Source organism: Klebsiella sp. HMSC16A12 (genome assembly GCF_001808265.1).
Lineage (GTDB): Bacteria > Pseudomonadota > Gammaproteobacteria > Enterobacterales > Enterobacteriaceae > Klebsiella > Klebsiella pneumoniae.
Genome location: NZ_KV792528.1, coordinates 42,492 through 67,293, shown reverse-complemented (window position 1 = coordinate 67,293; position 24,802 = coordinate 42,492). Strand labels below are relative to the sequence as shown.

The 24,802-nt window shown below is 56.1% G+C and carries 28 protein-coding genes, 2 tRNA genes and 1 pseudogene; 18 read left to right on the top strand and 13 right to left on the bottom strand.

Annotated elements, in window-relative coordinates; translation table 11 throughout:
- Positions 1-202 precede the first annotated feature (202 nt).
- Positions 203-1,075 carry a C40 family peptidase gene (locus HMPREF3140_RS02030; RefSeq protein ID WP_004151204.1) on the top strand — a complete coding sequence of 291 codons (873 nt, stop codon included), beginning with the start codon at positions 203-205 and terminating at the stop codon, positions 1,073-1,075.
- Here HMPREF3140_RS02030 and HMPREF3140_RS02025 read toward each other — a convergent pair.
- Positions 1,030-1,515: a helix-turn-helix domain-containing protein gene (locus HMPREF3140_RS02025; RefSeq protein ID WP_004212764.1), complete on the bottom strand. Its 486-nt coding sequence runs from the start codon at positions 1,513-1,515 to the stop codon at positions 1,030-1,032. The genes HMPREF3140_RS02030 and HMPREF3140_RS02025 overlap by 46 nt on opposite strands.
- A gap of 469 nt (positions 1,516-1,984) precedes the next feature.
- Here HMPREF3140_RS02025 and sodB point away from each other — a divergent pair, with 469 nt between their 5' ends.
- Positions 1,985-2,566, top strand: a complete 582-nt coding sequence (sodB, locus tag HMPREF3140_RS02020) for a superoxide dismutase [Fe] (protein WP_070552826.1) — start codon at positions 1,985-1,987, stop codon at positions 2,564-2,566.
- Between the two features lie 61 nt (positions 2,567-2,627).
- Here the strand turns inward: sodB and HMPREF3140_RS02015 are convergent, their stop codons facing one another.
- Together HMPREF3140_RS02015 and HMPREF3140_RS28075 are read right to left on the bottom strand one after the other, a co-directional pair.
- Positions 2,628-3,794, bottom strand: coding sequence for an MFS transporter (locus HMPREF3140_RS02015; protein WP_032411638.1), 1,167 nt, complete (start codon positions 3,792-3,794; stop codon positions 2,628-2,630).
- A gap of 167 nt (positions 3,795-3,961) precedes the next feature.
- Complete coding sequence (locus HMPREF3140_RS28075; RefSeq protein WP_002907776.1) at positions 3,962-4,054, bottom strand: cytochrome bd-I oxidase subunit CydH; 93 nt, start codon at positions 4,052-4,054, stop codon at positions 3,962-3,964.
- A 292-nt stretch (positions 4,055-4,346) separates the two neighbouring features.
- On the opposite strand from HMPREF3140_RS28075, the gene purR reads away from it, so the two are divergent.
- Positions 4,347-5,372, top strand: coding sequence for an HTH-type transcriptional repressor PurR (gene purR, locus HMPREF3140_RS02010; RefSeq protein WP_002907778.1), 1,026 nt, complete (start codon positions 4,347-4,349; stop codon positions 5,370-5,372).
- Here purR and punR read toward each other — a convergent pair.
- Positions 5,299-6,303 carry a DNA-binding transcriptional activator PunR gene (punR, locus tag HMPREF3140_RS02005; RefSeq protein ID WP_004184276.1) on the bottom strand — a complete coding sequence of 335 codons (1,005 nt, stop codon included), beginning with the start codon at positions 6,301-6,303 and terminating at the stop codon, positions 5,299-5,301. The genes purR and punR overlap by 74 nt on opposite strands.
- Before the next feature lie 112 nt (positions 6,304-6,415).
- Here punR and punC point away from each other — a divergent pair, with 112 nt between their 5' ends.
- Entirely contained in the window at positions 6,416-7,597 is a 1,182-nt protein-coding gene (gene punC / locus HMPREF3140_RS02000) for a purine nucleoside transporter PunC (RefSeq protein WP_002907785.1), read from the top strand.
- 292 nt (positions 7,598-7,889) lie between these two features.
- On the top strand, positions 7,890-9,038 hold the full coding sequence (gene cfa, locus HMPREF3140_RS01995) for a cyclopropane fatty acyl phospholipid synthase (protein ID WP_032411641.1): 1,149 nt from the start codon (positions 7,890-7,892) through the stop codon (positions 9,036-9,038).
- A gap of 36 nt (positions 9,039-9,074) precedes the next feature.
- Here the strand turns inward: cfa and HMPREF3140_RS01990 are convergent, their stop codons facing one another.
- Positions 9,075-9,710, bottom strand: a complete 636-nt coding sequence (locus HMPREF3140_RS01990; RefSeq protein WP_002907792.1) for a riboflavin synthase — start codon at positions 9,708-9,710, stop codon at positions 9,075-9,077.
- Between the two features lie 229 nt (positions 9,711-9,939).
- Between HMPREF3140_RS01990 and mdtK the strand changes: the two genes are divergently transcribed.
- Together mdtK and asr are read left to right on the top strand one after the other, a co-directional pair.
- A complete protein-coding gene (gene mdtK, locus HMPREF3140_RS01985) occupies positions 9,940-11,313 on the top strand; it encodes an MdtK family multidrug efflux MATE transporter (protein WP_004151201.1) in 1,374 nt (457 codons plus the stop codon).
- A 175-nt stretch (positions 11,314-11,488) separates the two neighbouring features.
- Positions 11,489-11,839 (top strand): acid resistance repetitive basic protein Asr, encoded by a 351-nt coding sequence (gene asr, locus HMPREF3140_RS01980; protein ID WP_023280185.1) that lies wholly within the window; start codon positions 11,489-11,491, stop codon positions 11,837-11,839.
- 140 nt (positions 11,840-11,979) lie between these two features.
- On the opposite strand, the gene HMPREF3140_RS01975 is transcribed toward asr, so the two are convergent.
- Complete coding sequence (locus HMPREF3140_RS01975) at positions 11,980-12,558, bottom strand: LOG family protein (RefSeq protein ID WP_004175848.1); 579 nt, start codon at positions 12,556-12,558, stop codon at positions 11,980-11,982.
- Between the two features lie 254 nt (positions 12,559-12,812).
- Here HMPREF3140_RS01975 and HMPREF3140_RS01970 point away from each other — a divergent pair.
- Both HMPREF3140_RS01970 and HMPREF3140_RS01965 read left to right on the top strand, forming a co-directional pair.
- Positions 12,813-12,889, top strand: a tRNA-Val gene (locus tag HMPREF3140_RS01970).
- Between the two features lie 4 nt (positions 12,890-12,893).
- A tRNA-Val gene (locus tag HMPREF3140_RS01965) sits at positions 12,894-12,970 on the top strand.
- Positions 12,971-13,156: 186 nt separating this feature from the next.
- Here the strand turns inward: HMPREF3140_RS01965 and HMPREF3140_RS01960 are convergent.
- The 3 genes and pseudogenes from HMPREF3140_RS01960 to HMPREF3140_RS01950 form a co-directional block, all read right to left on the bottom strand.
- Positions 13,157-13,384 (bottom strand): hypothetical protein, encoded by a 228-nt coding sequence (locus tag HMPREF3140_RS01960; RefSeq protein WP_077250274.1) that lies wholly within the window; start codon positions 13,382-13,384, stop codon positions 13,157-13,159.
- Positions 13,381-13,650 (bottom strand): annotated as a pseudogene (locus tag HMPREF3140_RS29535) (hypothetical protein); the annotation flags it as partial. The gene HMPREF3140_RS01960 and the pseudogene HMPREF3140_RS29535, both read right to left, overlap by 4 nt.
- Positions 13,651-14,664: 1,014 nt before the next feature.
- Positions 14,665-15,417 carry an SDR family oxidoreductase gene (locus tag HMPREF3140_RS01950; RefSeq protein WP_032411647.1) on the bottom strand — a complete coding sequence of 251 codons (753 nt, stop codon included), beginning with the start codon at positions 15,415-15,417 and terminating at the stop codon, positions 14,665-14,667.
- Positions 15,418-15,515: 98 nt separating this feature from the next.
- Between HMPREF3140_RS01950 and HMPREF3140_RS01945 the strand changes: the two genes are divergently transcribed.
- The gene (locus tag HMPREF3140_RS01945) at positions 15,516-16,442 is read left to right on the top strand and encodes an AraC family transcriptional regulator (RefSeq protein ID WP_032411649.1); all 927 of its coding nucleotides are present in this window, start codon (positions 15,516-15,518) and stop codon (positions 16,440-16,442) included.
- Here the strand turns inward: HMPREF3140_RS01945 and HMPREF3140_RS01940 are convergent.
- The gene (locus HMPREF3140_RS01940) at positions 16,439-17,323 is read right to left on the bottom strand and encodes a LysR substrate-binding domain-containing protein (RefSeq protein ID WP_032411651.1); all 885 of its coding nucleotides are present in this window, start codon (positions 17,321-17,323) and stop codon (positions 16,439-16,441) included. The two genes, HMPREF3140_RS01945 and HMPREF3140_RS01940, sit on opposite strands and share 4 nt — an antisense overlap.
- Before the next feature lie 156 nt (positions 17,324-17,479).
- Between HMPREF3140_RS01940 and HMPREF3140_RS01935 the strand changes: the two genes are divergently transcribed.
- Positions 17,480-17,995, top strand: coding sequence for a DUF4286 family protein (locus tag HMPREF3140_RS01935; protein WP_014907478.1), 516 nt, complete (start codon positions 17,480-17,482; stop codon positions 17,993-17,995).
- A 7-nt stretch (positions 17,996-18,002) separates the two neighbouring features.
- Positions 18,003-18,839, top strand: a complete 837-nt coding sequence (locus HMPREF3140_RS01930; RefSeq protein WP_004180178.1) for an MBL fold metallo-hydrolase — start codon at positions 18,003-18,005, stop codon at positions 18,837-18,839.
- A gap of 87 nt (positions 18,840-18,926) precedes the next feature.
- Here the strand turns inward: HMPREF3140_RS01930 and HMPREF3140_RS28540 are convergent, their stop codons facing one another.
- Positions 18,927-19,076 (bottom strand): hypothetical protein, encoded by a 150-nt coding sequence (locus HMPREF3140_RS28540; RefSeq protein ID WP_002907802.1) that lies wholly within the window; start codon positions 19,074-19,076, stop codon positions 18,927-18,929.
- A gap of 401 nt (positions 19,077-19,477) precedes the next feature.
- On the opposite strand from HMPREF3140_RS28540, the gene HMPREF3140_RS01920 reads away from it, so the two are divergent.
- The 3 genes from HMPREF3140_RS01920 (at position 19,478) to HMPREF3140_RS01910 (ending at position 20,968) form a co-directional block, all read left to right on the top strand.
- Positions 19,478-19,912: a winged helix-turn-helix domain-containing protein gene (locus HMPREF3140_RS01920; protein ID WP_004143863.1), complete on the top strand. Its 435-nt coding sequence runs from the start codon at positions 19,478-19,480 to the stop codon at positions 19,910-19,912.
- Positions 19,913-19,957: 45 nt separating this feature from the next.
- Entirely contained in the window at positions 19,958-20,656 is a 699-nt protein-coding gene (locus HMPREF3140_RS01915; RefSeq protein ID WP_032411653.1) for a hypothetical protein, read from the top strand.
- 102 nt (positions 20,657-20,758) lie between these two features.
- The gene (locus HMPREF3140_RS01910) at positions 20,759-20,968 is read left to right on the top strand and encodes a YdgH/BhsA/McbA-like domain containing protein (protein WP_002907807.1); all 210 of its coding nucleotides are present in this window, start codon (positions 20,759-20,761) and stop codon (positions 20,966-20,968) included.
- 311 nt (positions 20,969-21,279) lie between these two features.
- Here the strand turns inward: HMPREF3140_RS01910 and HMPREF3140_RS01900 are convergent, their stop codons facing one another.
- Positions 21,280-21,915 carry a carbonic anhydrase gene (locus tag HMPREF3140_RS01900; protein ID WP_002907811.1) on the bottom strand — a complete coding sequence of 212 codons (636 nt, stop codon included), beginning with the start codon at positions 21,913-21,915 and terminating at the stop codon, positions 21,280-21,282.
- Positions 21,916-22,164: 249 nt separating this feature from the next.
- Between HMPREF3140_RS01900 and HMPREF3140_RS01895 the strand changes: the two genes are divergently transcribed.
- Positions 22,165-22,794, top strand: a complete 630-nt coding sequence (locus HMPREF3140_RS01895; RefSeq protein WP_002907812.1) for a LysE family translocator — start codon at positions 22,165-22,167, stop codon at positions 22,792-22,794.
- 4 nt (positions 22,795-22,798) lie between these two features.
- On the opposite strand, the gene HMPREF3140_RS01890 is transcribed toward HMPREF3140_RS01895, so the two are convergent.
- Positions 22,799-23,569 carry a DeoR/GlpR family DNA-binding transcription regulator gene (locus HMPREF3140_RS01890; RefSeq protein ID WP_004184291.1) on the bottom strand — a complete coding sequence of 257 codons (771 nt, stop codon included), beginning with the start codon at positions 23,567-23,569 and terminating at the stop codon, positions 22,799-22,801.
- Positions 23,570-23,660: 91 nt separating this feature from the next.
- On the opposite strand from HMPREF3140_RS01890, the gene HMPREF3140_RS01885 reads away from it, so the two are divergent.
- Entirely contained in the window at positions 23,661-24,044 is a 384-nt protein-coding gene (locus HMPREF3140_RS01885) for a VOC family protein (RefSeq protein WP_023342772.1), read from the top strand.
- A 31-nt stretch (positions 24,045-24,075) separates the two neighbouring features.
- Entirely contained in the window at positions 24,076-24,759 is a 684-nt protein-coding gene (locus HMPREF3140_RS01880; protein ID WP_023342771.1) for a CatA-like O-acetyltransferase, family 1, read from the top strand.
- Positions 24,760-24,802 lie beyond the last annotated feature (43 nt).

The window sequence follows — 24,802 nt, the reverse complement described above, 5'->3', positions numbered from 1 at the left end:
GCGGTCGCAGGCGGGCGCTCATTGCGCATTTTCTGTGCGAGGCGGTCAATGTCTGACGCGTTTTCTTGCAATCGTTAACCAATCGACATTTTTGATACAAAAGAATATTAACTTTCCGGCTTTTTATGCTTTAGAATCATTCCGGTTTGTCATTCATCGTCAGGCATTTGTACATGTCTGTAATTAATCAGGGGATTGCTCAGTGGCGCGGCTAAACAAAATCGCGATATCGCTCTGTGCATTACTGTTCACGTCTATCTCATTCACGCCACTGGCTCAGGCATCAGGGCATACGCACGCCTCCGCTTCGCCAAAAGCGTTGCCCGCGAAAAGTGGCTCAGAGCGCAAGAAAAAAGCAACCAGTCAAAAAACTAAAACCACCGCTAAAACCACCAGTAAAAAGTCCTCGCGCACCCGGCTCCCTACCCGCACTACCGCAGCAAGCCAAACCGCACTTCATCGTCAGGCCGCCGGCGCGACGAAAAAATGCGTGCTGCGTAAAGGTTATAAAAAGCAGTGCGCGAAAACGGTCGCCGCCAGCGCCGAGCCGACCCTGGCGCTAAACAGCGTCAAAAGCAAATGCGTGGTGCGCAAGGGCTATAAAAAACGCTGTAAGCCCGAGGCCAGCGAAGCGAATTTAACGATCGCCGACGCCCACAAGGTCCGGGTGCAAAAAGCGCAAAGTACCGCGATGAACAAACTGATGGGCCAGTTGGGTAAACCCTATCGCTGGGGCGGCACCTCGCCGCGCACCGGGTTTGACTGCAGCGGGCTGGTCTATTACGCCTATAAGGACCTGGTAAAGATCCACATCCCGCGTACGGCCAACGAAATGTACCACCTGCGCGATGCGCGTCCGGTGGATCGTGATGAACTGCAGAGCGGCGATTTAGTCTTCTTCCGCACCCGCGGACGGGGCGCTGCCGACCATGTCGGCGTCTACGTCGGCAACGGAAAATTCATTCAGTCGCCGCGCACAGGTCGTGATATTCAAATCACCTCCCTGAGCGAGGATTACTGGGTTCGCCATTATGTCGGCGCTCGTCGCGTCATGACGCCGAAAACCATTCGCTGATCCCGGTCTGCCGCTGCGGCGGCAGACCGCCTCTCCTGCTCGATCTCCATCCCCACCCGCAAGGGATATTGCAGATTGCTCTCTTTGCCCGGCGTATCACGACGATAGCGGGTCGGCGACATGCCAAAGTGACGGTGAAAGGTCCGGCAGAAAGCGGCTTGTCCCTCGTATCCCAGACACTGAGAAATACTCTGTATCGACGCCTGCGTCTGCGTTAAATAGATTGTCGCAATCGTCATCTTTCGTCGGCTGACGTAGCTCGCCAGCGTGCAGCCCGTTACCATGGCGAATTGTCGCTGGAAGTACCAGTGTGAGTAGCCGGACTTTTTCGCAATCGCGCTCACCGACAGGGTGTCGAAAATATGTGCTTCGATCCAGTCAACAATCCCCTGCACCACCGGGATCATTTTCGCGCTCACCACCTCATCTGTTTTTGCCATCGTCGTCATCCTGGGGAAATTACTGCTGGCGGCTATATTTGTCATACAAATTAAAAAATAGACAATGAATTATTGGCATAGCGACGATTGCCTGAGCGCATATTTTTATTAATCGTTTGATATTAAAGTTTTATTTTTTGTCCAGCGCAATGCGTGACAGCGGCGAAGCAGAGTAGTTAATCGCCATGCGAGTTCGCAAATCCGCAGAGGGCATCTCCTTATACAGGGTTGCAACAATTTTGGCGGCTTATCACCCACTCCTGCAGAAAACGGTTAAGCCTTCACCACATGCACCGGTGATAATAGCCTTTATCGTTGTAAGGCTTTTCACTGCTTGCGGCAAATGTTAACATTCTCAATACAATAACACGCCCGGGACGCGACAGCGTCGGGCGGTCAGAACACGATTCAGGTGAAAACCTCATCCTGTCAATGTGAGATAAAACAAAAAGTTATAAGGAGAGTAGCAATGTCGTTTGAATTACCTGCATTACCATATGCAAAAGACGCCCTGGCGCCGCACATTTCCGCAGAAACCCTGGAATATCACTACGGTAAACACCACCAGGCGTATGTCACTAACCTCAACAACCTGATCAAAGGCACTCAGTTCGAAGGCAAGTCCATCGAAGAGATCGTCCGCACTTCTGAAGGCGGCGTATTCAACAACGCAGCGCAGGTCTGGAACCACACCTTCTACTGGAACTGCCTGGCGCCTAACGCCGGCGGCGAACCGGAAGGCGAACTGGCGGCCGCAATCGCCAAATCTTTCGGCAGCTTCGCGGATTTTAAAGCCAAATTTACCGATGCCGCGGCGAAAAATTTCGGCGCTGGCTGGACATGGCTGGTCAAAAATGCCGACGGCAGCCTGGCGATCGTCTCCACCAGCAACGCCGGCACCCCGCTGACCACCGACGCGAAGCCGCTGCTGACCGTTGACGTTTGGGAACATGCCTACTACATCGACTACCGCAACGCCCGTCCAAGCTACCTGGACCACTTCTGGGCGCTGGTAAACTGGAAGTTTGTTGCGGCTAACCTGGCGGCATAAACGACAAACCGCAGCGGGGTCTCCCCGGCTGCGGTTTTTTTTGCCCTTGCCCAGCCGATGATTACTGGCTGGCGAAAGCTTCTTCCGGCTGCGCTCGCCCGCTAAACCAGACCAGCATCAGCGCCAGACCAGCGATAATCGCGCCCATCACCGGCACAAACGCATACCCCAGTCCGCCAGAGATTACCGCCCCACCGGCGGCGGCGCCCAGCGCGTTGCCGAGGTTGAACGCGCCGATATTCACCGAAGAAGAGAGCCCCGGCGCCTCATGCGCTACGCGCATAACCCGCATCTGCAGCGGCGGAACCACCGCAAAGGTTGCTGCGCCCCAGACAATCATGCTGATGGCCGCCCCGGCCTGGGATTGCGCCAGCAGCGGGATCGCCAGCATGATCGCCATCAGCAGCAGCAGAAAGCCCTTCAGCGTGCCGGAGACCGACCGGTCAGCAAATTTGCCGCCCAGATAGTTGCCTAGCGAAAAACCGACGCCAATCAGCACCAGCATCGCGGTTATAAACAGCGATGAAGCGTGGGTCAGCGTATTGAGCACTGGCGAAATGTAGGTATACAGCGTAAACATCGCCCCGGCGCCCAGCACGGTGGTCAGCAACGCGGAGAGCACCTGCGGGCGCAGCAGGACAGAAAGCTCTTTTTTGACATCAGGACGTTCCCCCGCGCTGCCCTTCGGCAGGGAGAACCACAGGCTAACCATCGCCAGCAGGCCTAATCCCGCAGTAGCAAGGAAGGACATCCGCCAACCGATGGTTTCGCCAAGCCAGGTGGCCGCCGGCACGCCGCCAATGTTGGCGATGGTCAGGCCCATAAACATAGTGGCTACCGCGCTGGCCTGCTTATGCTTTGGCACGACGCTGGCCGCCACCACCGATCCCAGGCCGAAAAAAGCGCCGTGGTTGAGGCTGGTAATAATGCGCGACAGCAGCAGCGTGGTGTAATCCGGCGCGATGGATGACAACAGGTTGCCGACGGTGAAGATCCCCATCAGAAAAATCAGCGCATTGCGCCGTGCGCGATGCGACAACAGCAGCGTCATCAGCGGTGCGCCGACCATGACGCCGATGGCATACGCACTGATCAGCATTCCCGCTACCGGTATCGAGACGTCCACACCTTTCGCAATCACCGGCAGCAATCCCATCGGGGAGAACTCGGTGGTACCGATGCCAAAGGCGCCGATCGCCAGCGCAAGTAAAGGAAAGTTGATTTTCATTCAATGACTCCATCAGACCGTCAGAGAGGACGGCGTAACATCAGAAGTCAAAAGCATGACATCAATCACAAAAAAACAAAAGTGAACGAAATGACAAAAGATTTTTGCAGAATTGATAATAATAGCGGGATATGGGGAGGAAGCGGCGCTCCTCCCTCAGCGAAACATTAGTGCAGTATGGCGGTCAGGCTGAAAGCGACAATCACGCCGAGAGCAATAATCGTGGTGATCAGCGAAAACTTTAAATTGGTATCCATCATTTTTCCCTCTTGTTATCCCCACACCAAAAGTGAGCTTGCTCATTTTTGCACAAAAAATCGCAAAAATCTTCCGGGATTTAGGGCGATGCACATTTTTGCTCTTCCACTTTGCCCCAAGATCGGACAAAATCCCACGCTAATTTAAAAGCGTATCGGCCATTGACCCCTTCCTGTCGTTCTGTGTCGTTTTCCCGACGTGATGCAATGTTGAAAATTGTATTCAGGGTGTGTGTAGGCAAACGTTTACGTATCGATGATCAGGCGATCAGGTCAAGGCATGGAGTGAGATGTAATGGCAACTATTAAAGATGTAGCGAAACGCGCAAACGTTTCCACTACAACTGTGTCACATGTAATTAACAAAACCCGTTTCGTTGCCGAAGAGACGCGTAATGCGGTATGGGCGGCGATTAAAGAGCTGCACTACTCGCCGAGCGCCGTGGCGCGCAGCCTGAAAGTCAATCACACCAAATCGATTGGCCTGCTGGCGACCAGTAGCGAAGCCGCCTATTTCGCTGAAATTATTGAGTCCGTTGAAAAGAGCTGCTTCCAGAAGGGCTATACTCTGATCCTCGGTAACGCGTGGAACGATCTGGAAAAACAGCGCGCCTATCTGTCGATGATGGCGCAAAAGCGCGTAGACGGTCTGCTGGTGATGTGTTCCGAGTATCCGGATTCGGTATTGAGCATGCTGGAAGAGTACCGCCATATCCCAATGGTGGTGATGGACTGGGGCGAGGCGAAAGCCGACTTCACCGATGCGGTGATCGATAACGCCTTCCAGGGCGGCTATATCGCCGGACGCTACCTGATTGAACGCGGCCATCGCGAAATCGGCGTGATCCCGGGTCCGCTGGAGCGCAACACCGGCGCGGGGCGACTGGCCGGCTTCATGCAGGCGATGAAAGAGGCGCATATCAGCGTGCCGGAAAACTGGATTGTGCAGGGCGACTTCGAGCCGGAGTCCGGCTACCGCGCAATGCAGCAGATCCTAAACCAGCAGCACCGCCCGACGGCGGTCTTCTGCGGCGGCGATATCATGGCGATGGGCGCTATCTGCGCGGCGGATGAAATGGGACTGCGGGTGCCGCAGGACATTTCGCTGATCGGTTATGATAATGTGCGCAACGCCCGCTATTTCAGCCCGGCGTTAACCACCATTCATCAGCCGAAAGATTCCCTGGGCGAGGCCGCATTTAACATGCTGTTGGATCGTATCGTCAACAAGCGTGAAGAGTCGCAGTCTATCGAAGTGCACCCTCGTCTGGTTGAGCGCCGCTCGGTAGCGGATGGCCCGTTTGTCGATTATCGTCGTTAAGGCATCTGGCGGGCGCGGATCTCTCCGGCGCCCGCAGCCACTCCCGATTCAGCGTGTCGCTGTCCCCCAGATAGTCAAGCATCCAGTTCAGCGCCGGTGAGGCATCGTTCTGCTGCCACGTCAGGCAGCAGGCGGCATCCGGAAACGGATTTTCCAGCGCCAGCGCAGTCCACTCGCCGCGATCTATCCATGGACGGGCGAAATGGCTCGGCACCATGCCGACGCAGAGTCCTGCCGACAAACAGGTTGCTGATGATTCCCAGTCAGGGACGACTACCCTCTTCTGGTTATCCAGCAACCATGTTGTCCGTTTAGGCAACGAGCGCGAGGTATCCTCTCGCACCAGCGACGGCCAGTTACGCAGGACGTCGTCGCTCAGGGGTCCATCCATCTTTGCCAGCGGATGATCGCTCGCCACCACGCAGTCCCAGCTCAGCATCCCCATATCGCGGAACGCATAGCGACCGCCGACCGGAATAGATCGCGTTGCGCCAATCGCCAGCTCAACGCGGCCGTCGGCCAGCGCATCCCATACACCATTGAATACTTCCTGAAAGACGATCAGTTCGACGTCGGGAAAATGGCGATAGAAATCGACGATCATCTGACGCATCCGCGCCGGTTTCACAATATCATCCACTGCGATCGACAACTGTCCGCGCCAGCCGTTCGCAATTTGCTGACACTGCTGGCGGGTGATCTGCATTTTTTTGATAACAGAGCGCCCTTCCTGTAAAAACCAGACCCCGGCGGGGGTCAACTCCACATCACGATGGCGACGCTCAAATAAGGGAACGGCGAGCCACTCTTCGAGCTGACGCACGGTATAGCTGACCGCGGAAGGCACCCGGTGAAGCTCCTGCGCGGCCGCGCTGAAGCTGCCGTTACGGGCGACGGCATCAACCACTTCCAGAGAGTATTCAGACCACATTTTCTGCCTGCAAAATTTTTGAATGCATGTGACAAATATTAGCGTTTCACAAGCCACAATGCACTCCCTACACTCTGCGGCATCGTACCTGTACACCAACTATGAGAACGTTATGTCACAACCCGGGAAAGGATTTTTAGTCTGGCTGGCCGGCCTGAGCGTGCTGGGCTTTCTGGCCACCGATATGTACCTGCCGGCGTTTGCCGCCATGCAGCAGGATCTCAACACCTCCGCCGCCTCCATCAGCGCCAGCCTGAGCCTGTTCCTCGCCGGCTTCGCGCTGGGCCAGCTGTTCTGGGGACCGCTGTCGGACCGCTATGGACGTAAACCGGTGCTGCTGAGCGGCCTGGCGATTTTCGCGGCCGGCTGTCTGGGGATGCTGTGGGTGCACAACGCCACCCTGATGCTGGCGCTGCGCTTTCTGCAGGCGATTGGCGTCTGTGCCGCGGCCGTTACCTGGCAGGCGATGGTCGCCGATTACTATCCTGCCCAGCGCACGAACCGCATCTTCGCCACCATTATGCCGCTGGTAGGACTGTCGCCGGCGCTGGCCCCGCTGCTGGGCAGCTGGCTGCTGGTGCACTTCGAGTGGCAAGCCATCTTCGCCACCCTGTTCGCCATCACTCTGCTGCTGATGCTGCCTGCCCTGCGCCTGAAGGCAGCCGCGAAGTCAGTAGTAGTGACGCAGCAAAAGATCACCTTTCTCGCGCTGCTGCGCTCCCGGGAATACAGCGGCAACGTCCTGATCTACGCCGCCTGTTCCGCCAGCTTCTTCGCCTGGCTTACCGGTTCACCTTTTATCCTGCATGAAATGGGCTATGGCCCAACCGCTATCGGCCTGAGCTATATTCCGCAGACCATCGCCTTTCTGGTGGGAGGCTATGGCTGTCGCGCGCTGCTGCAGAAATGGTCCGGTCAACAGATGCTGCCGTGGCTGCTGGTGATTTTTGCCGTCAGCGTAGCCGCCACCTGGCTGGTGGGCCTGCAAACCCATGCCTCGCTGGTGGCGTTAATGATCCCGTTCTGCATGATGGCGGTGGTCAACGGCGGGATCTACCCCATCGTGGTTGCTCAGGCGCTGAAGCCTTTTCCGCAGGCGACCGGCCGCGCGGCGGCGCTGCAAAATACCCTGCAGCTTGGCCTGTGCTTCCTGACCAGTCTGCTGGTATCCGCGCTGATCGCCACGCCGCTGCTGACCACCACCAGCGTAATGCTGGTTTCGATTGGCTTAGCCGGAATAGGCTATCGCCTGCAGCAGACGCCGGAGCTGACACCCCACTCTTCCCACGCGTAATGCCCGTCGCCAGGGCCCGGACCAGTCGTTAGCATGCTAAGAAATTTTTATTGAAAGCCAGTACTTAGCGTCCTATACTGGATCCGGGTTCACATAAATAGAAAATAGTTACAGATTAACGGATGCAGGATGCCTCCGTTTCACCATGGAAGGCCTTTCGGCAAGGGTTATCTCCCTTCCTCTGTTTACGTCGGATAGCGACTTCACGGATTATCCGTGAGATTTCTCACAAAGCCAAAAAAGCGTCTACGCTGTTTTAAGGTTCTGATCACTTGGGCGTGATGGAGAAGCTATGAGTTCATCGTGTATAGAAGAAGTAAGTGTACCAAATGATGACTGGTACCGGATTGCAGCTGAATTATTAGGCCGTGCGGGAATTGAAATCAATGGCTCCGCGCCGTCCGACCTGCGGGTTAAAAATCCTCTCTTTTTTAAACGGGTTTTGCAGGAAGGTTCGCTGGGTTTAGGCGAAAGCTATATGGACGGCTGGTGGGAATGCGAGCGTCTGGATATATTCTTCCACAAGGTGTTACGCGCCGGGTTGGAAAAGCAGCTCCCACACCATTTCAAAGACACACTCCGCATCGCAGGCGCTCGTCTGTTTAATCTACAAAGTAAAAAACGTGCCTGGATTGTCGGTAAAGAGCACTACGACCTCGGCAACGATCTCTTCAGCCGGATGCTTGATCCCTATATGCAATATTCCTGCGGTTACTGGAAAGAGGCGCAGAGCCTCGAGGCCGCCCAGCAGGCTAAGCTGGATCTCATCTGCCGCAAACTGGAGCTGGAGCCAGGCATGCGGGTACTGGATATTGGCTGTGGATGGGGCGGTCTCGCCGAATATATGGCGCGAAATTATCAGGTCAGCGTCGTGGGTGTAACCATCTCCGCCGAGCAACAAAAAATGGCCCAGGCGCGCTGCGCCGATCTCGATGTAGAGATTCGTCTCCAGGATTATCGCGATCTGCACGACAGCTTTGACCGCATCGTCTCCGTTGGCATGTTTGAGCACGTGGGGCCGAAAAATTACGCTACCTACTTTGAGGTTGCCGACCATAATTTGAAACCCAACGGCCGCTTTTTACTGCACACCATTGGTTCCAAGGTCACCGACCATAACGTTGACCCGTGGATCGATAAATATATCTTCCCGAACGGCTGCCTGCCTTCCGTGCGTCACATTGCCGAAGCCAGCGAGAAGCATTTTGTGATGGAAGACTGGCACAACTTCGGCGCCGATTATGACACGACCCTGATGGCCTGGTATGAGCGTTTCCTCGCCAGCTGGCCGGAAATTGCCGATAACTATTCTGAGCGTTTCAAACGCATGTTTACCTATTATCTGAACGCCTGCGCCGGCGCCTTCCGCGCCCGCGACATTCAGCTCTGGCAGGTGGTGTTCTCGCGCGGTATTGAACATGGACTGCGCGTCGCCCGTTAAATAACACTCCCCCGCTTATCGGCGGGGGATTTTTTTTCAGGCTTCATTGACCTTAGCCGCCATCTCTTTCGCGGCCAGCACGCGTTCGACCGTATCGACAACCGCCTGGGTCTGCGGATCAATCTCAATATTGACGCGATCGCCCAGTTTTTTCGCTCCCAGGGTGGTCCGCTGCAGCGTCTCCGGAATAAGATGTACGCAGAAACGGGTCGCCGTCACCTCACCCACCGTCAGACTAATGCCGTCAATACCGATGAATCCTTTATAGAGGATGTATTTCATCAGCGTTGGATCCTGCACTTTAAACCAGATCTGACGGTTATTTTCGGAAGTCAGAATCTTCACGATTTCCGCGGTGGTCATAATGTGGCCGGACATTAAATGCCCGCCGATTTCATCACTAAATTTCGCCGCTCGCTCGACGTTCACTTCATCGCCGACCTGAATATCGCCAAGATTGGTAATCCGCAGCGTCTCTTTCATCAGATCGAAGCTGATGCGCGCGCCGTTGATTTCGGTCACCGTCAGGCAGCAGCCGTTGTTGGCTACCGAGGCGCCGGTTTCCAGCCCCTCCAGCATATGTGCCGGTAACTCAACCACGTGAGTGCGAAAATTGGGTTTATCATCAATGGAGACCACTTTCGCGGTTCCCTGAACAATACCAGTAAACATGTTTGGCTCCTGTTGAAAATCATGACGGTATCATTACCGCTTTCGCTATCGGGAACAATAACAGGAGGGCAAAGCGGTTGCCAGCGCGCTTCGTGCCTCGACTCTTTTTTCACTGGCTTAATAGCCAATCCTCGCTACAATAGACTGGAAATTCCTCATTTTTATCCCCTTGCTGCCAGTTACGGCGGCTTTTTTAGTCTCAAAATAACAACAATTCGAAGGTGTTCACGTGCAGAAGTATTTCGTTGAAGCGCGTCAGTTATTAGCTCTGGCTATACCCGTCATCCTTGCGCAGGTGGCGCAGACGGCGATGGGTTTTGTCGATACCGTGATGGCGGGTGGCTACAGCGCCACGGATATGGCCGCCGTGGCCATCGGGACCTCCATCTGGCTGCCGGCGATCCTCTTCGGCCACGGCCTTCTGCTGGCGCTGACCCCGGTGGTGGCGCAGCTTAACGGATCCGGGCGGCGAGAGCGTATCGCGCCGCAGGTGCGTCAGGGCTTCTGGCTGGCCGGCTTTGTCTCGGTGCTGATCATGGTCGTGCTGTGGAACGCCGGATACATCATCAGCTCCATGCATAACATCGATCCGCTGTTGGCAGAGAAGGCGGTTGGCTACCTGCGCGCGCTGCTGTGGGGCGCTCCGGGCTATCTGTTCTTCCAGGTCGCCCGTAACCAGTGTGAAGGGCTGGCAAAAACCAAGCCCGGGATGGTCATGGGCTTTATTGGATTACTGGTCAACATTCCGGTGAACTATATTTTTATCTATGGTCATTTCGGCATGCCCGAGCTGGGCGGCGTCGGCTGCGGTGTGGCGACGGCCTCCGTTTACTGGGTGATGTTCGCCAGCATGCTGTGGTGGGTGCGCCGGGCGCGTACGATGCGCGATATCCGCTGCGTCGAGCGCTTCAGCGGCCCTGATTTTGCCGTCCTGTTACGGCTGGTGCAGCTGGGGCTGCCCATTGCTCTGGCGCTGTTCTTTGAAGTCACTCTGTTTGCCGTCGTCGCGCTGCTGGTCTCCCCGCTCGGGATCATTGACGTCGCCGGTCACCAGATCGCGCTTAATTTCAGCTCGCTGATGTTCGTTCTGCCGCTGTCGCTGGCGGCGGCGGTCACCATTCGCGTCGGCTTCCGCCTTGGCCAGGGCTCAACGATCGATGCCCAGGTTTCGGCCCGCACCGGCGTGGGCGTGGGGGTCTGCCTGGCGGTATTTACCGCTATCTTTACCGTCCTGATGCGTAAGCAGATTGCGCTGCTGTATAACGATAATCCCGAGGTGGTGACGCTGGCCTCGCACCTGATGCTGCTGGCGGCTATCTATCAGATCTCCGACTCTATTCAGGTGATCGGCAGCGGCATTCTGCGCGGCTATAAAGATACGCGGTCTATCTTTTTCATTACCTTTACCGCGTACTGGGTGCTGGGTTTGCCGAGCGGCTATCTGCTGGCGCTGACCGATATGATTGTGCCCCGCATGGGACCTGCCGGTTTCTGGTGCGGATTTATCATCGGTCTGACCTCCGCCGCCATCATGATGATGCTGCGGATGCGTTTTCTGCAGCGCCAGCCTTCCAGCATCATCTTACAGCGCGCTGCGCGCTAACTTGTCTAAGCCCGCCGCTCCGGCGGGCTTTTTCGTTCTTCGCTATAACGGCGCGTTGTACATTCCGTTACTCCCTGACACCAAAGACTCACTGATAGCCTCCCGGCAGGCGCTTATAGTGTTGCCAACAGCCCCGCAGTGGGGTTACTCAAGAAACCAAGTCGAGGATTTCAGAATGAAAAAAGTATTAGCTCTGGTCGTTGCCGCTGCTATGGGTCTGTCATCAGTTGCTTTCGCTGCCGATGCGGCAAGCACCACCCCGAGTGCAGCAGCCAGCCATACTACCGTTCACCATAAGAAACATCACAAAGCGGCCGCGAAACCGACAGCCGAGCAGAAAGCGCAGGCGGCGAAGAAACACCACAAAGCCGCTGCGAAACCGGCTGCTGAGCAAAAAGCCCAGGCGGCGAAGAAACACCATAAAGCCGCTGCTAAACCGGCAGTAGCGCAGAAAGCGCAGGCGGCGAAGAAACACCATAAAACGACGCACCATGCAGCTAAACCGGCGGTTAAACCGGCGGCATAATGGTCAGGGCGTTAAGGTGATAAACCGGCGCTGAACAGCGCCGGTTTTTTTTCAGGAGGACATCATGCTGCAACGCTATCGCTTCGAATTGCTGCTGTTACTGCTCATCGTCTGCGCGCTGTTTACCCTGCGCTTGATGTTTAAATAGCTGGCTGCTGAACCCATTTTCGGGCCGGCGGCGTATAGTCGCGAAAACCGGCGATAATCTCGTCTGCCGAGGTAGCGAACGGCAGCATCTCCGCGTAGCGCGGGTGCATAAACCCTTCCCGTACCATGTTATCGACCATCGCCTGAAGCGGATCGTAATAACCCTTAATATTCAGGAACGCGCACGGTTTCTCATGGATCCCCAGCTGCGCCCAGGTCCATTGTTCGAAAATCTCCTCGAGCGTCCCCGCCCCGCCCGGCAGGGCAATAAAGCCATCCGCCAGCGCCGCCATTTTGGTTTTCCGCTCGTGCATATCCTCGACCACATGCAGCTCCGTCAAGCCGCGGTGGGCAATTTCCCGCTCCACCAGGCCGCGCGGCATCACGCCGATCACCACGCCACCGGCCTCCAGCGCCGCATCGGCGACCGCCCCCATCAGACCAACTTTGCCGCCGCCATAGACAAGCGCCAACCCCTGCTGCGCCAGCGTACGTCCAACCAGACGGGCGGTTTCGAGGTACAGCGGATGTTCGCCAGCTGAAGAACCGCAGAAAATACCAATCGATTTCATCTTCGTTATGACTCCTTCTCTTCTGGTGGCCGATAATTTAACACATCGGCAACCCTTCCGCGCAGGTTTGGACTGGCTGAAAAATAAGACCCGTGATGCTCGCTGGCGAAGAAATATCCTTGTGGTTCAGTAAAATATATCCGGAATGAGTAAAAGTTCCGCAATCGCATGCAATGTGCAAGAAAAGTGACGTTTACCTCTTGCCACATCCCCTCCCTGCCGCTAATATGCGTCCCCGTTGTCACCACAACATTGCGTTCGTAGCTCAGTTGGTTAGAGCACCACCTTGACATGGTGGGGGTCGTTGGTTCGAGTCCAATCGAACGCACCATAATGCGTTTATAGCTCAGTTGGTTAGAGCACCACCTTGACATGGTGGGGGTCGATGGTTCGAGTCCATTCAGACGCACCAATCATCTTTCCTTCTGTAATTCCTGAATTTTATCACCTGCTCCCCGTTGGTATTGCTGACTTAAAATGTTGTGTTTTGGCAAAGCGTTTTCCTTGCATAGTCCATACTAGTCCACATGAGTGCTAAGGAAGCCAACCCTTTTAATGAGCATCAAAAATCGATCAACAGACCACGCCGTTTAATTTCTTAATGATAATCATTCCATTCATCATAAATATATGCATATGCAAATCGATATATCAGATACCCCACCAGGAATTCCACAACTGAAAGTAAACCCCAGAGAAATTTATATTCATTTACTGAGAAAAAAAAGAACCAGCCAGCCAGCGCGATACCTGAAGCACCTAATCCCATCCCAGCCCCTCTGATAACACGGGAAAGCAGGATGAGTAATGTTCGTTTTATATTCATAGTCCACCAAAGAAATATTCACATATTTTGTTAAATTCTGCTGGATTCTTATCACTGACCATACACGCTGTTTCGAAAGGTTTTACAATATCCTCAACAAGAAAATACAGAAGATCCAGATCTCCCAGATTTTGCAGTTTATCATGCAGTACCGGATTTCTGCGCTTCAGATATCGGGACGTGTATATTGCTCTGGATGTTTCAGCTCCAACGGATAATAATAATCCGGCAAGACTTCCTGCAAAAAAAGCGGACACTCCTCTTGAGGCGTTCCCCTCTTCCTCATCCCGCTCCGCGTCAGGTGCTGCGGCTTCGGTCCTGCCGCCATATGGGTTAACAGTTGCTGATTCAGCAGGCTGTCGATATTGCGCCCCCCCAGTGAACAACCATCCGGTAGCGTGACTGCCCCGGCGGTTGCTTTACCAAACTGGTTGCATCGTTTGTCAGCCTGTTCCTCATCGCTTCACTCCATCTTTTCTGGCGTTAAAATTCATCATTACGACCTCCATTCGTTACCCTTCGCCACCCACTGGCCGCGCTATCGCACCCGCCTGCTTTCGCGAACGCTACCGCCCGTCGCTGTCTCCCTACAGGAATCCAAAGCGCACTGGGTAAGGCAGAACGGTGATCTTTTATTTAACGCCCGGAATAGCAGTCGCTCAGCAATACATGCACAAGAAAATCCCGTTCGTATCCGCGTACTGCCGGAGTATATTCAGTTTGAATTCAGCGGAATCTCGGTTCAGATCGGGAGTGACTGCGTAATGCTGAAAAAGACGATAAACAGAATAAAACAAATAAACTGATAATATTTTGTAAGACGAGAGATGGAGGCCGTCTGGACGCAGGGCGGAAGCGGTGGCTTCGTAACAACAATATTCCATACTGAAAACTATTCCCTGGTGTAAAAAAGCGAGCGCGCGGTACAACCGGGAGGAAACCATGCCACAGTAAAATAAAGAAAGTCCAGCCCCGACCGGGCCAGACTAACTTTTTAAGATTAACGCCCGAATTACATTGAGAATTTACATATAAATGACCTGAGCCATTGATCATCTAATAATATAGCGGACGGATCGCACACATCCAGAATAAGCTACGAAAACGCACCATGAAATACATTGCTGTCCTGATTTATATCAGTAAATCTCCCCCGACCGTATATCGTATAACAGCTCATATTATCCAGGCGATCCTGACAGGGATAATATTCCCCGACCATAAAGCGCAGCGGCAGCTTGCGCACCCACCGTCTGACAGACAAGTCCCGCATATTGCCTTCAGACAAGGCGATGACTGGCCTGCGCCATCGCCAGGGCGTCTTCCCCTGCCGGCAGCCGCGAAGGGGCATCAGCATCATGCACCATTCGCCAGACGGCCTGAGCGACATCCGTCGCCTGCGTCACGCTGGCGTTATCCTGCATGCTGTCGAAGATCTGCTGGCCGAGCGCCGCATAGCTCTCCGGGAGCTGCCCCATCGTCCGGCGGGCGTTTTCCTCGAACCGGGTCTGCGGGGCGCGTCCCGGGAGGATCAGCCCGACGCGAATATTAAAAGCACGGAGCTCCAGCGCCAGCGACTCTGTGAAGGCATTCACCGCCGCCTTACTCGCGGTGTAGACAGCCAGCAGGGGCATCGGTTGCAGGGTGACCGCCGAGGTAATATTAACGATGGTCCCGCTTCGGCGCGCTCTGAACCGGGGGATCACCGCCTGGGTCATGGCAATCGTTCCCAGGGTATTGGTGGCAAACAGGTTGGCTATCGCCTCGCGCGGGGCGCCCTCGAGGGCATTAAGCATCCCCACCCCGGCGTTGTTAACCAGCACATCAATCTCTCCAGCCTCGGCAATGGCCTCTGCGATACTCTGCGCCGAAGTGACGTCAAGACGTACCAGCCGCAGGCGGTCGCTGGCGGGTAACACACCTTCCTGCGGAGCGCGCATCGTGGCAATAACCTTCCAGCCTTGCTCGAGAAAATAACGCGCCGTCTCCAGGCCAAAACCCGATGAACAGCCGGTGATCATTATCGTTTGCATATCTCTGTCTCCGAATGGCTTCTTCCTTTTCATCATAGACAGGCCGTGCCGGACGATATAGGGTCAATAATCCATCATTCTTTAGCAGGAGTCCGGAAATGAGCGATCCGCTGGCGGAGGTCATCGCGATGTTAAATCTCAGAGCGGTGCTGACCAAAACCATCGAGGGGGCGGGAGACTGGCGAGTCCGGCGCTCGGATCAGGGGTTGTCATTTTATGGCGTCGTGCTGGAAGGCGGCTGTCGGCTGGAAATTGACCAGCATGAGCCGCAGATCCTGCGCGCCGGGGATTTTATTCTGATCCCGGCGGCGTACCGCTTCTCGCTAACCAGCCTGACCCCGCCTCCTTCACCGGCGCTGGAAACCATCCCGGTGCAACTGGCGGAGGGACACTTTCGTCTGGGCGCCCTCGACAAGCCTGCGCAGATGCAGGCGCTGATTGGCCACTGCGCTTCCGGTTCAACGAACGCCAGCCTGCTGGCCTCGCTGTTGCCAGCCTTTGTGGTGGTCCGCAATCAACCGCGGCTGGCCATCTTTGTCGGGCTGCTGAAAGAGGAAGCGCAGGCGGATCGCGCGGGCAAATCTTTCGTTCTGGCGCGAATGGTTGAGCTGCTTTTTATCGAGGCCATCCGTTCCTCCGGCACGCTCGCGACCCCCGGTCTGATGCGCGGGCTGAGCGACCCGCGGGTCGCCCAGGCAATCCGTCTGCTGCATCAGGCCCCCGCCAGACGCTGGACGGTCAACGCCCTGGCCGCCGACTGCGCGCTGTCTCGCTCGACGTTATTTGAACGCTTTACCGACCTGACCGGGATGACCCCGATGGGCTATCTGTTAGGCTGGCGAATGACCCTGGCCATGCAGTGGCTGAGCGAGACGGGCATCAGCATTGCGGATATCGCCGAGCGCATCGGCTATGGCTCGGCCAGCGCGTTCAGCGTAGCTTTTACCCGTTATACCGGGATATCGCCGGGCAAATATGCCCGCCAGCGGGCGGCGCGAAATGTCTCCCGGCCAGCTCTGACTTAACCTGCCGCAATCTCCGTCTGCAGCCAGCGCTCAAACATCTGCAGCGCTGGCTCCCCCTCCCCGCCGCCGGGTTTGATCAAGCAGAAGCGCTTAGCCAGCGTCGGGGAGCCCGGCCACGGGGCAACCAGCGTTCCGGCGCTCAGCTCGCTTTCCACATACATCTTCGGCACCAGTGCCACACCCTGCTGGCTAAGTACCGCGGCGATCGCCATCTCATGCAGATCGTAGCGCGGCCCCTGGGCGGGGTTATCCAGCGCCAGATCGCACTCGCGGGCATAGTGCAGCCAGGCGTCCGGGTTTTGCCGCCGGTGAATGCGCGTTAGCCGGTTAAGCAGCCCCGGAAGATCGTCATCCGTCAGCAGCGCAGCATGGCAGACCGGCAGCAAATACTCCGCAAATAAAAACGTCACCTCCATTCCGGTCCACGCCGGGTGTTCAAAATGGATGGCGGCATCAAATCCGCTTCCCGGCAGAATGAAGGGATCGCTGCGGGCGGCGATATTGACCACGATATGCGGATGCTGCGCCGCAAAGCGCCCGAGCCGGGGAATTAACCAGCGGCTGGCGAAGGTGGGGAGCACGGCGATCTCCAGGCTGCGGCCATCGACGGGCATCCCGCTGACGTCATGGGTGTCCCGTTCCAGACGAGCGAGGATCTCGCGGACCTGACGAGCATAGCGGGCGCCTGCCGGATTGAGCCGCACCCGGCTCCCCGTCCTGTCGAAGAGTTTACTGTCGAGGAGCGCTTCCAGACGGGCAATCTGCCGGCTGATGGCCCCTTCCGTTAACGCGAGCTCCGCCGCCGCGCGGGCAAAGTTGCCGTGACGAGCCGCGGCCTCAAAAGCCAGTAGCGCAGCGCTGCTGGGGATTTTACGACGCATAGCCAATGCTCCTTGTGCAGGCTCACCGAAAGTCAGTGACAGAATATCACTAAGCCTTGAATTAACATCGTTTTTCAGCACCATTTTTAGCCGATAGGATGATGAAAACTCACTAAAGCGCCTTGTGCGCCACATCATCTGTTCATCGAGGTCACTATGCTCTATGTCGTCGAATGCGCCTACACCGATCCCCAAAGTGAAGCGGCGTGGAATACCTTTTACAATCAGGAAAAACTACCGGCGCTGGTCTCTGTGCCCGGTTTCTACGCCTCCCAGCGCTTCCGCGCTCTTAGCGAGGGCTGCCCCTGCTACCTGGCGCTGCACGATATCCACGATGCTACCGTCATCGACAGCGACGCCTACCGCCGCAACGGCGGCGGCCATTTTGCCCGCTGGCAATCGGCGATCGCCGACTGGCATCGCCATCTCTATCTAACGAATAATACGCTGCGGGAGGTTGCCCCGGATGAAGTGCTGCTGCTGGGCGATACCGCGGAGGACTTGCCCGTCGCTGCGCCGATACACCTGCAGCCAGGCGGCCTGGCGACTGAACAAACCCGGTATGCCGCCATCCTCCCACGAGACAACCTGCATCACCTGGCCACGACTGCCGCCGTCTTTATCTATCAGCCCATCACCGCCCGGTTACGCAACCCGGCGCAGCGCGCGTGAGGTCGCCATGTCACCTGCTCCCTTTTATACGTTGACCGCTGGCGACCTGACGGTGACTGCCGTGAGTGATGGTCTGATGTCAGCGCCGCTGTCCTTACTCTCGGGTATCTCACGGGAGGAGGCGGAACATCTGCAGCGGCATTCAGGATTAGCCTCACCAGAGACCATTGCGATTGGCGCCTATCTGATCCGCGGTCGCGGGAATACGGTGCTGGTGGATACCGGCACCGGCGGAGCCAATGGCGTTGGCGGCGAACTTATCGCCAATCTGGCGCGGCTCGGCGTTGGTCCCGAGGAGATCGACGCCATCCTTCTCACCCACGCCCATCCGGACCATATCGGCGGCCTGCTGTCCGCCGCTGGTACGCCAGCGTATCCCAACGCCACGGTGTTCCTGCCTACGCGGGAAAGCGCTTACTGGCTGGCAACATCCACGTTCGACAACGCCAGCGATCGCGGCCGGCGCAACGTGCTGCTTGTTCGCCGTGTACTGGCGAACTGCGCGGCGCAAATCAGCGGGGTTGATGATGAGGAGGTGATCGCCGGGATCCGCCCGTGCCCTCTGCCCGGCCATACGCCCGGGCATACCGGGTATCGTCTCGAAGCGGGCGATACCTCGCTGCTGATCTGGGGGGATATCGTCCATTTCCCGTCCATTCAGTCTGCGCGGCCAGAAGCCTCGGTCGCCTTCGACGTCGATCCTGAACAGGCCCGGCGTACCAGGGAGATCCTGCTGCGCCAGGCCGCCAGCGAACGGTGGTTGATTGCCGGTATGCATCTTGGCCTGCCGGGATTCGCCAGAGTGGAGAACACCGCCTCAGGCTATTGTCTGCGCTCGGTGTGATCGTTGAGCAGAACAATGACCACAGTAAAACCCGGGTCGCGGCATGAGCACGACCGGGGCGTTTTGTCCGGGAAAGTGGACGAGCCGTTAACCGCGGCTCTTCCAGCCTTTTTTACTTTTGCAGCTAGCTTTGGTGGCGACCCACGGGTGACGTAGCTGAGTCAACTGAAGATCCTGGGAGGCCGGGCTGGCCGACCAGCGTTTGTTGCACAGAGGCTTACGAGTTGCAATGACCATAAAAACGCTCCTAAAAAAAAATGAAACATTCCCTGGGTAGTTCCACAAGTTCAGAATTAGCGTATCACCGCGTAACGGAAGTTATTTCAATCTTTGTTTTAGAATGTAAATGGTCATCGCCCTCTGAAATAGCTTAAATTGATCCAAATCAATTTAAGTGCATTTATTTTTCGATGCCACCTATATTTTCAAGCGCTTACCTTCGCCAGTCGCCTGATTAAGACTTTTCCTATACCGCATAATACAACACAATCAAGCGATATTATCAGATTTTTATTCTAGTTATGTATGGCTGTGTGGTTATTTGTTTTGATTATTCTAACTGATAAAATTCACTTGGTCAGTCAGCAGCGGGCAGGTACTCTGCACCGGCAAGAAGAGGATTTGTCAGGGAGTGGTGGATGACTAAAGGCTATAAACTACTTGGCTATAAGTTAGCGGATAATATTTTCTACTGCCTGCATCATCGGGAAATTATCACGCTGCGCGGGACACGGACGCAAGTCCAGCTACGCAGCACCATGGCCTGTTTACTGGAGTACCTGCTGGCGCACGGCAGAGAACGTCTGGTCAGCGATGAAGAGTTAATGATTAACGTTTGGGAAAAAAATAATCTCCGCCCTTCCGCGCAGCGCCTATGGCAGGTTATTCAGAGCTTAAAGTCTCGCTTACACCAGGCTGGCGTGGAGAGCGCGTTAATCATCCGCGTTAAGTGCGCGGGGTATTATATTAATAACGTTTACGTAGCCGAAATTTATTCATACAAACCGCCGGGGATGATGAATTATATAAACACTTCGCCTGCTGATATGAATAAGCTTCTGGTACGCAGCTAATCCCCTCCCCGCGCCGTTTACATCGCCAGCAACAGGGTTTATTCGTTGAATATTTTAATTCACAGCAATAATATTTATTTTAATATCGGTATCGCCCAGTGTTTTCGGGATATTCAGAAAACAGCGCCCGAATTAAAGGTTATTCACTCCCTGCCCCTCAGCCATCTTCCAGAACTGTCCGGGCTGGATGTGATTATTTTGTCACTGGAAAACTATCATGATTACCTGGCTGCCGCTGAAATCGCTCAGCACTTTCAGGGCCTGGTCATTGGCTTTACGTCAGCCGGCAATGTAAGGCGCGGACGCGCCTTTTTCGCGGATACCCTACTGTGGGTCAGCCAGCGCGAAGCGGTACGTGAAGTGAACCGCCTTCTGCGCTGCCTGGCCGAGCGCCGCTGGCCACTCGTGCCGCGTCACCAACGTCAGAGCGTTTCTTTCCGTCAACGAGCCCCGCTCAACCGCCTGGAGATGCGGATGATTGATGCCACCATGAAGGGTCAGTCGGTTCATCAAATGGCCGCTACGCTGGGGATTAATCGCAAGCGGGTCTATAACGGCCTGGAAAGGATTAAAGTGAATTTCCGCCTGGTCAGTCATAGCCATTTTCATCATTTCATGACCGACAGGCTCTCTTTTAGTCGCCTGTCTGCCGACCTCCGATGCCTGACCACAGCAGCTAATGCAACCCTGCCGCCGCGCGCAGACTCGCGACCGGCGGAAAATCATTCATATTATTTGAAATAGTTTCGCAAATTGTTTTGATTTTAGGCTCCAGCAATCAAGCGTATTCTTTATCACATCAGGGCAACAGGCCCTTTATCAGACACCAAATTAAGGAATACGACCATGAAATTCATCAAAACTTTCGTTGCTGTTGCTGCGCTGTCTCTGTTCTCTGCTGCCAGCTTTGCTCAGAGCGTCAGCGCCACTGCCTCCACGCTGGACCGCGCGGAAGCTAAAATTGCCGCCCAGGCCGCAGAACAGGGTGCATCCTATAAAATTACCAGCGCCCAATTTAACAACCGTGTTCATATGACGGCTGAACTGAGCAAATAAACCCTTGCCCCTAAACGTTTCCTAAAGCGCCGCCTGGACGGCGCTTTAGTTTTTCCCCTTCCTGACCTTTCCCGGCAGGTCCATGCGGCATTCGCCGGATCCCGGACAATACTGACTCTCAGCACAAAAAGAGCCTGATAGCAATAAATACCCGATTGGCTGGATTATCTGCGGCTTGTCGGCGTAAAGCGGAGAGGTCTGTCGCCGCGAATCAGTCGGAGGCCTTCCGCTGTCTGCAAAGCGGCGCCCATTTTGGCAAAATTTGCGTGGCGTGGTGAGGGTTTGCAGGGCCTCCGTGCCCTGGAAAGACTTTATTCGAAAAAGACGTCCGGATTTTCCGACAGCGAAACAAAGGATTTCGTGTTTTTATCCAGCGCCTGAATATCGCCGGTTTCGATGTCGTAGAACCAGCCATGCAGGCGCAGGGTATGGTCGCGCAGACCAACCGCCACCGAAGGATGGGTCTTGATGTTATTCAGTTGGGCGATGACGTTTTCCTGCACCATGCCGTTGACCTTATCGGTTTCGCTAGCCCAGGTTTTCTTTTCCACCACCGCTTTCGCGGCATCGGCATAGCGTAGCCAGTGAGACACCGCCGGCATCGGCTCAAGGCACTGACAGGTGGCGATCGCTTTCATCGCGCCGCAGTTGGAATGGCCGCAGATCACGATATCCGTCACGCCCAGCGCAACCACGGCATATTCGATGGTCGCGGAAACGCCGCCCGGCTCCGGCCCGAAAGACGGCACGATATTCCCGGCATTACGAATGACAAAGAGCTGTCCCGGCTCCTGCTGGGTAACCAGTTCCGGCACCAGACGGCTGTCAGAACAGGAGATGAAAAGCGCTTTGGGATTCTGGCTGGAGGCCAGGCTGCGGAAGAGTTCTTTACGCTGGGGGAAGATCTCTTTCTGGAAGTTGAGGAAGCCCTCAATGATATGTTGCATAGCAGTGTCTCTTCTCTGTAGTTATTACGGTATGACAAAGATCACAGTTATTCAGTTTACCATCGATGACAAGAATGGGAATCGTTATTCAAACAGTTGCGCAGAAAACGCGCGCCGCCAACGCCTGCTTCTCCCCGTCTAATACACACCTTTTTGACGTGCTTTCCTGAACCAGTTTGCTACTCTGTCTGCTCCAACCGTCCACACGTTACCGACCGCCTGCCTGCGGCGGACATAACAGGAGTCGCTATGTTCCTATCCAGCCTGATGGCCATTGCCGCGGTGCTGATCATGGGCGTGATCAGTCCCGGCCCAAGCTTTATTTTTGTCGCGCGCAATGCCGTCGCTCGCTCGCGTCTGCACGGTATGGTGACCGCCCTCGGTACCGGCGCCGGTGCGGCCATTTTCTCCATTATGGCGATGCTGGGCCTGCAGAAGGTGCTCACCGCGGTGCCGGAGCTGTTTATTGGTTTGAAGGTGGCGGGCGGGCTCTATCTGCTGTGGCTGGGCTATAAAATTTTTCGCGGGTCGGCGCAGCCGATGGACTTTTCCGCCAGCGGGATGGCCGGCAACCGCTCTTTGCTGAAGACCTTCCGCGACGGGCTGTATACTCAGCTCAGCAATCCCAAAACTGCGCTGGTGTTCGCCTCAATTTTTACCGCCCTGCTGCCGGCGCAGATCCCCACCGCCTTCTATTACATCGTGCCGCTGATGAGCTTTCTGATCGACGTCAGCTGGTATTCGCTGGTGGCGCTGGTGCTGTCTGCCGACCGCCCGCGCCGCGTCTACCTGCGGCTGAAGCGGCGGATCGACATCGCCACCGCGACGGTGCTGGGGGCGCTGGGCCTGCGGCTTATCGCCACCTCCCTCACCCGCTAGCGGGTTACACGGTATAGATGCGAATATCGTGCTGCTGAAAGGCAACGCGATATTCGCGACTGATATTCTCTTCCACCACCAGCACATCGATATCGCTGCTGGCGGCCACCACAAACCGCGCTGCGGCCGGAATTTTATCCGAAGTCAGACCAACAATAATTTCGCTGCACTGTTTAATGACCGCTTTCTTGAACTCGCAGTCGGCATAGTCAAAGCCGGTCAGGCCCGACTCTGGCGCCATCGCGCAGCCGCCGATAAACCCCTGGTCGAATAACATGCCCTGCACCTGAGCCACCGCCGCGGCGCCGACGCAACCGCCGCTCGCGCGCTGTACCTGGCCGCCAAGCATCACCACGTCATACAGCGGTTTTTTCACCAGTACCGCGGCGATCTCCGGCGAGTTCGTTACCACCGTCAGCGCCAGCTCGGTGGGCAGCGCCTCGGCCATCGCCAGATTGGTGGTCCCGGTATCAATGAAAATAGTGCCGCCGGGCTTCACCAGCCGGGCACACTGTTGCGCGATCCTGAGCTTTATCGCGCGGTTTTTATCTTTCCGCTCACTGTAATCCCCCGCTTCCGGCAGACTCAGCACCGCCCCGCCATACACCTTTTTACAGAATCCCTCGCGGCTGAGCTCATGCAGATCGCGGCGGATGGTATGCTCCGACACCTGAAGACGCGCCGCCAGCTCCGCGCACACCACTCTGCCGTTTTCCTGCAGGATCTGGCAAATCAGCGCTTGTCGCTGTTGAGGGAAAGCAGCATAATCGAGCATAACACAATCCTTAAATGATCAAAACCGAGCAGTAGCAAGCATGATCGTCTGCCCTGCTCTGGTTGTCAACGTTCCTGCCCGGAGGTTTACCATGAAAATTGCCCATTTCGCCCTGTGGACCCAACAGCTCGACGTCCAGGCCCGCTTCTGGGTGGACTTCTTTGCCGCCAGCATCAATGAAAAATACCTTAGCCAGACCAACCCCGGCTTTGCCTCCTATTTTGTTACTATCGACGACGAGGTGGTGATCGAGCTGATGACCAAGCCTGGCCTGCAGCAGGCCAGCGCGGATAACAACCATACCGGCTGGGCGCATCTGGCCCTCTCGGTGGGCGGGGCGGAACAGGTCGATGCCATCGCCCAACGCGCCGGGGCCGCCGGAATACTGATTTCGCCGCCGCGCACCACCGGCGACGGCTATTTTGAGGCGGTGATCGCCGATCCCGATGGCAACCTGATCGAAATCGTCGCATAGTCAGCAGAACGCCAGTATTCAGGAGGCATCCATGGCACATTACCGGATTATCGACACCGCATCCTGGCCCCGCCGGGATCATTTCACTTTTTACCGCCAATTCGCCAACCCCAGCTTTAATCTCTGCGTGCCGATAGCGGCGCAGCGCCTGTACGAATGTGCGAAGGACCGTCGGGTCTCGTTTTTTCAGCTCGCGCTCTATGCCCTGCTGCGCGCGGCCAACGGGGTACCGCAGCTACGCCAGCGCGTGCGGAACGATGAGGTGATTGAATATGACAGTCTGGCAGTAATGACGCCGGTGATGACCGTCGGAGAGGGATTCCGTCAGGTGTGGTGCGACAACGCCCCCGAGTTCACCGCCTTCAGCGCCGCGGCCACGCCGAAGATTGTCGCGGCAAGAGAGACATCCCCGGCGCCGCTCATCGTCGATGGCGAGCATTTTATCTGCGCCAGCTGTCTGCCATGGCTCCATTTCACCTCGATGACCCATGCGGAATATGCCGTCGGCGCGGCGGTCCCCGCGCTCACCTGGGGAAAACTGCAGAATGGCGTTGTCCCGGTGGCCGGGCGGTTTAACCATGCCTTCGTCGATGGTCTCCACGCCAGCCGCTTTTATGCCCTTGTCGAAGAGGGATTTAATGACCCCGAGCGGCTCTGGTTGCCGCTAACCGAAACCGCACCCTCCCTGCTGCCCCCAGCGGTGAAGGAGCGTTAACGTCTGCCCGGAACTGACCGCCAGGGAGCCTTACTCCCTGCAT